General features: G+C 78.1%; 2 protein-coding genes. One reads left to right on the top strand and one right to left on the bottom strand.

Features of this window, described 5'->3' with window-relative positions:
- The coding region (xseA, locus tag DT057_RS34375; RefSeq protein WP_128566482.1) for an exodeoxyribonuclease VII large subunit at positions 1-1,515 on the bottom strand (1,515 nt) is incomplete at its 3' end.
- A 260-nt stretch (positions 1,516-1,775) separates the two neighbouring features.
- On the opposite strand from xseA, the gene purD reads away from it, so the two are divergent.
- Positions 1,776-2,901, top strand: a 1,126-nt coding sequence (purD, locus tag DT057_RS34385; RefSeq protein ID WP_203236461.1) for a phosphoribosylamine--glycine ligase, incomplete at its 3' end; no start/stop codon positions are given.

Genomic DNA, 2,901 nt, shown 5'->3' on the forward strand with positions numbered 1-2,901 from the left:
GGCGGGCCCGCGCCGGGCGGCGGCGCGCCGCGGCGCCGGGCGGGTGCTCTCCGGGGCCTCGCCGCCCTCGACGGTCGCCTCGACCCGCCCGTCGGCGAACTCCACCGTGACGCGGCCGGCGGCACGCGCGGCCTCCGTCCCGCCCACCGGCCGGCCCGCCCCGTCGAGGACGAGGGCGTAGCCCCGCGCCAGCACCGACCGGTAATTGAGGCTGGAGAACAGCGAGGCGGCGCGGGCGAGGCGGCCGGACCGGCGCTCCAGGTCGCGGGCGGGGGCCTGCTCCAGGCGGCGCGCCAGCCCGGCCAGGCGCTCGCCCTGCACGGCGAGCGTGCGCTCGAGGGCGTGGCGCGGGCGGTGGTCGATCCCCGCCAGGCGCTCCCGGGCGCGGGCGAGGCGCAGGGTCGGCGGGTTGCGGGCGAGGCCCTGGAGCACCCGGCCGAGGCGGCCCTGGGCGTCGCGCGCGTTGGCGGCGAGCGCCGGCGCGAGCCGCGCCTCCGCGAGGTCGAGGCGCTGGCGCTTCTGGGCCAGCACGGCCTCCGGGCCGGGAAGCGCCCGGGCGAGGCCGCGCAGGTCGCTGCGGCGCCGGTCGACGAGGCGCGCCAGGGCCCCGGCGTGGCGCCGGGCCAGGGCGTCGAGGTCGGCCGACAGCTCGTGCTGGACCGGGACCGCCATCTCGGCGGCGCCGGTCGGGGTCGGGGCGCGCCGGTCGGCGGCGTGGTCGATCAGCGTGACGTCGGTCTCGTGGCCGACGGCGGCGATGAGCGGGATCGCGCTCTCGGCCGCGGCCCGCACCACGATCTCCTCGTTGAAGCTCCACAGGTCCTCGATCGAGCCGCCGCCCCGGGCGACGATCAGCACGTCGGGCCGCGGGATCGGCCCGTCCGCCGCCAGCGCGTTGAAGCCCCGGATCGCCGCCGCGATCTCCTCGGCCGACCCCTCCCCCTGCACCCGCACCGGCCACACCAGCACGGGGCGCGGGAAGCGGTCGGCGAGCCGGTGCAGGATGTCGCGGATCACCGCGCCCGTGGGCGAGGTCACGACGCCGACGACCCGCGGCAGGTAGGGCAGCGGCCGCTTGCGGGCGGCGTCGAACAGCCCCTCGGCGGCGAGCAGGCGGCGGCGCTCCTCCAGCAGCGCCATCCAGGCCCCGGCCCCGGCGGGCTCGAGGGAATCGACCACGATCTGGTAGGCGGACTTGCCCGGGTAGGTCGTGATCTTGCCCGTGGCGACGACCTCCAGCCCCTCCTTGGGCTTGTGGCGCAGGCGCGCGAGCGTGCCCTTCCAGATCACCGCGTCGATCTTGGCGCCGCCGTCCTTGAGCGAGAAGTAGGCGTGGCCCGAGCCGTGCGGGCCGCGGTACCCCGAGATCTCGCCCTTCAGGCGCACGTGCCCGAACGCGTCCTCCAGGGTGCGCTTGAGCGCCGAGGCGAGCTCGGTGACCGACCATTCCGGCGCGTTGCCGGGGGCCGTCGCGCCGGGGCGGGACGAGGGTGCGGGGAGAGCGGAGGCCGACATGTCCCGCAAGGCTACCGGGTCGCACCGGCGCGCGCAAAGCCCGTCCGGCCGGATGAGCGGCCCCGTGGCCCGCGCGCATCACCCCGGTTGCTGCCGGCGCGCGCGCCGCCTAAACCCGCCCTTCGAGACGTCCCGGGGGACGGCCGGGCGCGTCGTGGGCGCGCCCGGCCGTCCCCCGGGCCCGCGTCTCGCCGCATGTCCGGACGGAGGGATGGGATTCCATCCCTCCCGGGACGTCACGCCAGCCTCCCGGACGGGCCATGCACGATCAGGCCGAGCACCCCCTCACCCTCCTGCTGATCGGCTCCGGGGGGCGCGAGCACGCCCTCGCCTGGAAGCTGGCGCAGAGCCCCGCCTGCGGGCGCCTGCTGATCGCCCCCGGCAACCCCGGCACGGCCGCCCACGGCACCAACCTGCCCGGGCTCGACGTGACCGACGCCGCCGCCGTGGTCGCGCTCTGCCGGCGGGAGGCGGTCGGGCTCGTGGTGGTCGGGCCCGAGGCGCCCCTCGTCGCCGGGCTCGTCGACGCCCTCGCGGCCGCCGGCATCCGGGCGTTCGGGCCGAGCGCGGCGGCGGCCCGGCTCGAGGGCTCCAAGGCCTTCACCAAGGAGCTCGCCCGGGAGTGCGGCATTCCCACCGCGGCCTTCGCGCGCTTCCGGGCCGTCGCGCCCGCCCTCGCCTACCTGCGGGCGCGCACCGCCCCGATCGTCGTCAAGGCCGACGGCCTCGCGGCCGGCAAGGGCGTGGTCGTGGCCGAGACCCTGGCCGAGGCCGAGGCCGCCGTGGAGGCGATGCTCGGCGGCGGCCTCGGGGCGGCCGGGGCCGAGGTCGTGATCGAGGAGTGCCTGGTCGGCGAGGAGGCGAGCCTGTTCGCCCTCTGCGACGGCACCCGGGCCGTGCTCTTCGGCACGGCGCAGGACCACAAGCGCGTCCACGACGGCGACCGCGGCCCCAACACCGGCGGCATGGGGGCCTACTCGCCCGCCCCGGTCCTCGACCCGGGCCTCGAGGCCGCCGTGATGGAGCGGATCATCCGCCCGACCCTCGACGGGATGCGGGAGCGCGGCACGCCCTTCACGGGCATCCTGTATGCCGGGCTGATGCTGACCCGGGAGGGCCCGATGCTCATCGAGTACAACGTCCGCTTCGGCGATCCCGAGTGCCAGGTGCTGATGCCGCGCCTCGCCGGCGACCTCGTGCCGATGCTGCTCGCGGCCTGCGCGGGCGACGTCTCCGGCCTCGCGCCCGCCTGGACCGAGGCGGCCGCCCTGGCCGTCGTGATGGCGGCGCCGGGCTACCCGGGGCCGGTGACCCGGGGCTCGGAGATCCGCGGGCTCGCCGCCGCCGAGGCCGCGGGCGCCCTGGTGTTCCAGGCCGGCACCCGCC

Origin of the sequence: Methylobacterium crusticola, from assembly GCF_003574465.1 — a bacterium.
Taxonomy (GTDB): Bacteria; Pseudomonadota; Alphaproteobacteria; order Rhizobiales; family Beijerinckiaceae; genus Methylobacterium; species Methylobacterium crusticola.